This window comes from Falsiroseomonas oryziterrae (assembly GCF_021864505.1).
Taxonomy (GTDB): Bacteria; Pseudomonadota; Alphaproteobacteria; order Acetobacterales; family Acetobacteraceae; genus Falsiroseomonas; species Falsiroseomonas oryziterrae.
In genome coordinates this window covers 1-4,933 of record NZ_JAKJIB010000311.1, presented here as the reverse complement: position 1 = coordinate 4,933, position 4,933 = coordinate 1, and the positions used below count along the sequence as shown (strand labels likewise).

The window sequence follows — 4,933 nt, the reverse complement described above, 5'->3', positions numbered from 1 at the left end:
AGCAAGTGACAGGAGTTCAGACGAGTGCTATTCCAATCTTGGGCGAGGAGACGGCGGGCGATCGCTGCGCCGAGGCCCCGGCCCGCGCCGGAGATCGCGGCCACGCGTCCGGCGGCCGGCAGCAGCGCGCCCGCTTCCATTCAGAACAAACCCTGGTAGACGCCGCCGTCGTTGACGATGTTCTGCGCGGTCATGAATCCGGCCTGCGCGCTGCACAGGTAGGCGACCAGGTCGCCGCATTCCGACGGATCGGCGAAGCGCCCCGCAGGACAGGTGCGCAGCCGGTCCGCGACGATCGCCTCATAGGTGGTGTTGCCGCGTTTCGCATGGCCATGCAGGTTCACGCGCAGCGCCTCGGTGTCGAACAGGCCGGGGCAGACGCTGTTCACCGTCACGTTGTGCGGGATGAGTTCCCGCGCCATGGACGCGATCGCCGCCGACAGGCCCGCGCGCGCCGAATGGCTGTGCGCGAATCCCACCTGCGGGAACTTGATGAAGGAGACGCTGATGTTGACGATGCGGCCGAACCGGCGGTCGCACATGCCCGGCGCGGTGCGGCGCATCAGTTCGACCGCGGTGTAGAAATGCTCGTTCCACCAGCGCTCCCACTCCGCGCGGTCCCAGGTGCGGAAGTCGCCGGGCACCTGCCGCGTGCCAGGACTGGTGACGAGGATGTCCGGCGCAGGACAGGCGGCGAGCAGCGCGTCGCGCCCGGCCTCGGTGTTGACGTCGCCCGCGACCGTGGTGACGCGCACGCCATGCGCACGCCGGATCGCCTCCGCAGCCTCCTCCAGGGGGCCGGGCGTGCGGGCGATGATCGTCAGGTCGCAGCCCTCGCGCGCGAGGCTCTCGGCGCAGGCGCGGCCGAGACCCTTGCTCGCCGCGCAGACGATCGCCTGGCGTCCGCGGATGCCGAGGTCCATCTCAGCGCACCCCGAGCTCGGCCAGGCCGCGCTTGAGCCCTTCCAGCGGCTCGCCGGTCAGCTTCTGCAGCGGCATCCGCGGCGTCCCGCCGCCGGGGAAGCCCAGATGGTCCATCGCCGCCTTGGTGGCGGGATAGAGCGTGCGGCCGCCGGTGACGAAGAGGTCGGTGAGCTTCCGCGCGGTCGCCTGCAGCGCCTCCGCCTCGGACAGCCGCGCCGGATCGCGCGCCGCATACCAGAGGTCGAGCGTGCCGCGCCACACGTTGGGGAAGCAGTCCACCGTTCCGTCGGCCCCGGCGTGGATCGCCGGGACGCCGAAGACAGAGGAAGGTCCGCAGAAGACGCGGATGCGGTCCTTCACCGCCAGCAGAGTGGCGTAGAAGTTGTTCCAGTCGCCGCTGCTCTCCTTGATCGCGACGACCTTCTCCAGCTCCGCGAGGCGCGAGGCGAGCGCCGGCGAGATCGCGTTCACCGCGTTGCCGGGGATGTTGTACACGACGATCGGCAGCGGCGAGGCGGCCGAGACGGCGGCGTAGTGCGCATGGATCTCGTCGTCCGTCAGCTTCACGAAATAGGGCGGCAGGACGAGGATGCCGTCCGCTCCCGCCGCCTTCGCGGCCTGCGCCAGTTCGATCGTGTCGGCGGCGCCGACGCAGCCGGTCCCGACGATCACCGTCCCGCGGCCCGCGGCGCCGGCCACGGCATCGGCGTAGAGCGCCTTCCGCTCGGCGAGCGACAGGCTCCAGAACTCGCCGGTGCAACCGCAGGCGACGATCCCGGTCGCACCCTCGTCGAGCAGGCGCGCGATGTTCGCGCGGAACCCGGCGCGGTCCACCTGCCCCTGAGCGTCGAAGGGAGTGGTGACCGCGGGCATCGGCCCCGACCAATCCACGCTGTTGCGGTCCATCTGCGTGCGTTCCTCTGCAGTCTCAGGCGGGCGCGATCTGCGCGGGCGCTGCGAAGGCCGCCCCGATGCGCGTAGCCGTGAGGGTCCAGCTCTGCAGGACCTGGCTGTTGCGCGAACAGCCTGTCACGGAGTGAACAGGATTGCCGCGGTGCCAGCAAGGGGCCATTCGCCACGCGCACGTACATGCCCCTCTTGTTCGCAAAGCGAACGCGCGGCACCCTCTGCCGACGACCGACGAAAGGTGGGACATGGTCCCAGACCAGGCTGCGCCGAGCGACGAAGCGGACGCTGACATGCTCACCCTCGACGAGGATGCGCCGCGGCCAGGCACCGAGCGCGAGCTCGTTCATTCGGCGCTCCGCCTCTTCGAGGTGCTCAAGGCGTTCCGCCGCGACCGGCCGCGGATGACGCTGACCGAGGTCGCGGAGCATGCCGGCCTCACGCGGGCGAGCGCGCGGCGCTTCCTTCTCACCCTCGTCCATGCCGGCTATGCGGAGACCGACGGCAAGCGCTTCGCGCTGACGCCGCGCCTGCTCGAACTTGGCCATGCGGTGATGGCGACCTCCTCGGTCTGGGACATCGCGCGGCCGGTTCTGGCGGGCCTCTCCGAACGGCTCGGCGAATCCTGCTACGGCGCGGTGCTGGACGGGACGGAGGTCCTCTACGTCCTGCACATCCCGAGCGCGCGGCACCTGATCAACGTGGACCTGCGCGTGGGCAGCCGCACGCCGGCCTACTGCACCTCCGTCGGCCGTGTCCTGCTCGGCGGGCTGACCCCGGCCGCAGCCGAGCGCGTCATCGCCGCCTCGCGCCCGGAGGCCCGCACGCCGAAGACCGTGACGAGCAAGGCCACGCTGCTCGAAGCGGTGGACCAGGCGCGCGAAACGGGCTGGGCGATCGTGGACGAGGAGCTGGAGCTGGGCCTGCGCTCGCTTTCCGTGCCGCTGCGCGGGCGCGGCGGCGTGACGGTCGGCGCGCTCAACATCTGCGGCCCGACCTCGCGCGTGTCGCTCGAGGAGCTGCGGACGCGCTTCCTGGGCGAGCTGCTGGAGGCCGCCGCCCGCATCCAGGCGGCGCTGGAGTAGCTATGCCGGCGCGGCCGCACCGACGAAGCGGCCAGGCGAGAAAGGCCGGATGTCGAAATCGAGGTCGCGCCGGCCGAGCACCGCGCCCGCGGCCAGCCGCCCGACGAGCGGACCGAGCGTGTAGCCGGCGTCGCCGGGCACCGCCGTGAACAGGCCCGGACGGCCCGGCACCTCGCCGAGCACGCATTGGCCGTCCACCGTGGTGTTCACCCCCGCCCAGCTGCGGATCAGCCGCAGCCGCGCGAGCCGCGGCACGATGTGGCTGGCCAAGCGCAGATTGCCGATCAGGCTCGACGCCTCGACCGTCGGATGCTGGCGCGGGCCGGCGAGCCTCGCGGGCCAGCCGCCACCGATCACCACCTGCCCGGCCGCGAGCTGCTTCAGCGTGATCATCCGCTCGGCATGCTGGACCAGGTGGCCGATCAGCGGTGCGGCCGCCTCGGTGACGTTCATGTGGAGCGGCTCGGCGACCGTCGGGACCTGGATGCCGAGCGGCGCGAGCAGCGCGCCGGTGCCCGCGCCGGCCGCGAGCAGCACGCGCCCGGCGCGCAGCGTGCCGAAGGGCCCCTCCAGCCTCCAGGCCGTGCCGTCACGCTCGATCCGCTCCACGCGCGCTTCCGGCAGCAGCGCGCCGCCTGCGGCGAGCAGTGCGCGGCGGACCGCCTGGTTGGCCAGCAGCGGGTTGAGCTTTCCTTCCTCGGCGCAGAACTCCGCGCCGACCACCGCCTCGCCCAGATAGGGGGCGACCCGCATCAGCTCGGCGCGGTCCAGCATGTGCACGGTAAGACCAAGCCGCTTCTCGCGTTCGCATTTGCGGGCAAGAAATTCGTAGGATTCGGCGTTCTCCGCGACCATCAGCCCGCCCGAGGCCTTCAGCTCGAAGCTCGTCCCCAGCTCGCGCTCAAGCTCTGCCCAGCGCCGCGCCGCGGCGACGTAGAGCGGCAGGGAGCGTTCCAGCCCCGGCACCTGGTCGGGATACATCCGGATGAAGCGGCTCTGCATCTGCACATGCAGGCTTCCGGCGTTGGCCGTCGTCCCGGCGAGCCGCGCGGCATCGTCCAGCACCAGCACGTCGACGCCCTCGCGCGCAAGCTCCAGCGCCGCACAGAGCCCGACGATGCCGCCGCCGACGACGGCGACCTCGACCTCACGCACGGTCATCGGAGAGCGCGACAATATCGGCGATGGCGATCGGCTTGACCGGCGCGCGCGGCGCGAACAGCGCGAAATTGTCGAGCGGGCGGCCCTGCACCGCAGCGAGGTGCTCGGCCAGCAGCGGCGCGCAGTAGCGGCCCTGGCAGCGCCCCATGCCGCAGCGCGTGCGGCGCTTCACCTCGCCGAGCGTCGGTCCGCCATCCGCCAGCGCGGCGTCGATCTCCCCTTTCGTCACCTCCTCGCAGCGGCAGACGAGCGTATCCGCATCGGCCAGCGACAGCCCGGCGCGCGGCGCAGCGAAAAGACGCCACAGCGCATGCTGGAAGCGGCGATGGCGGGCGAGACGGTCACGCGCAGCGGTCGCCTCGGCCTGCATCGCGGCAGACACCTCGGCGCCGAGGCGCTGCGCGGCGGCAACGGCCGCGATGATGCCTTCCTCCCGCGCAGCCGGCGCGCCGCCGAGGCCGGCGCAATCGCCGACGGCGTAGAGGCCCGGCACCGTCGTCATCGCGTCGGCATCGCGACGCGGCACGAACTGGCCGCGGGCGGCATCGTGATGCACCTCCGCGCCCAGCGCGCGCAGCACCTCGTGGCTTGGCAGGAAGCCGTAGCCGAGCAGGACCGTATCGGCTTCGAGCGCGCGCTCGCCCGCGGGTCCGCGCAGCGTGGCGCGGAGCCCGCCCTCCGCCGACTCGATCCGATGCAGCATCGTGCCGTAGCGGACCGGCACGCGGCGGCGCGCGAGCGTCGCCAGGTAGCGCGCGCCCTTGGCGGCCAGCGCGAGATCGGCCGCCGCCATGGCCAGCGCCTCGCGCCAGCGGCTGCGCGGATGCGGCGCGGCCTCGGCGACGGCCACGACTTCG

The 4,933-nt window shown here is 72.4% G+C and carries 5 protein-coding genes; 1 reads left to right on the top strand and 4 read right to left on the bottom strand.

Going from position 1 to position 4,933, the window contains the following annotated elements; translation table 11 throughout:
- Positions 1-140 precede the first annotated feature (140 nt).
- Both L2I40_RS18985 and L2I40_RS18980 read right to left on the bottom strand, forming a co-directional pair.
- Positions 141-923 carry an SDR family oxidoreductase gene (locus tag L2I40_RS18985; protein ID WP_237216752.1) on the bottom strand — a complete coding sequence of 261 codons (783 nt, stop codon included), beginning with the start codon at positions 921-923 and terminating at the stop codon, positions 141-143.
- Position 924: 1 nt separating this feature from the next.
- On the bottom strand, positions 925-1,830 hold the full coding sequence (locus L2I40_RS18980) for a dihydrodipicolinate synthase family protein (RefSeq protein ID WP_237216751.1): 906 nt from the start codon (positions 1,828-1,830) through the stop codon (positions 925-927).
- A 293-nt stretch (positions 1,831-2,123) separates the two neighbouring features.
- Here L2I40_RS18980 and L2I40_RS18975 point away from each other — a divergent pair, with 293 nt between their 5' ends.
- Positions 2,124-2,915 carry an IclR family transcriptional regulator domain-containing protein gene (locus L2I40_RS18975; RefSeq protein ID WP_237216750.1) on the top strand — a complete coding sequence of 264 codons (792 nt, stop codon included), beginning with the start codon at positions 2,124-2,126 and terminating at the stop codon, positions 2,913-2,915.
- On the opposite strand, the gene L2I40_RS18970 is transcribed toward L2I40_RS18975, so the two are convergent.
- Both L2I40_RS18970 and L2I40_RS18965 read right to left on the bottom strand, forming a co-directional pair.
- Positions 2,916-4,076: an NAD(P)/FAD-dependent oxidoreductase gene (locus L2I40_RS18970; protein WP_237216749.1), complete on the bottom strand. Its 1,161-nt coding sequence runs from the start codon at positions 4,074-4,076 to the stop codon at positions 2,916-2,918. It abuts the gene before it with no gap.
- On the bottom strand, positions 4,063-4,933 hold an 871-nt coding region (locus tag L2I40_RS18965; RefSeq protein ID WP_237216748.1), incomplete at its 5' end, for an NAD(P)/FAD-dependent oxidoreductase. The genes L2I40_RS18965 and L2I40_RS18970, both read right to left, overlap by 14 nt.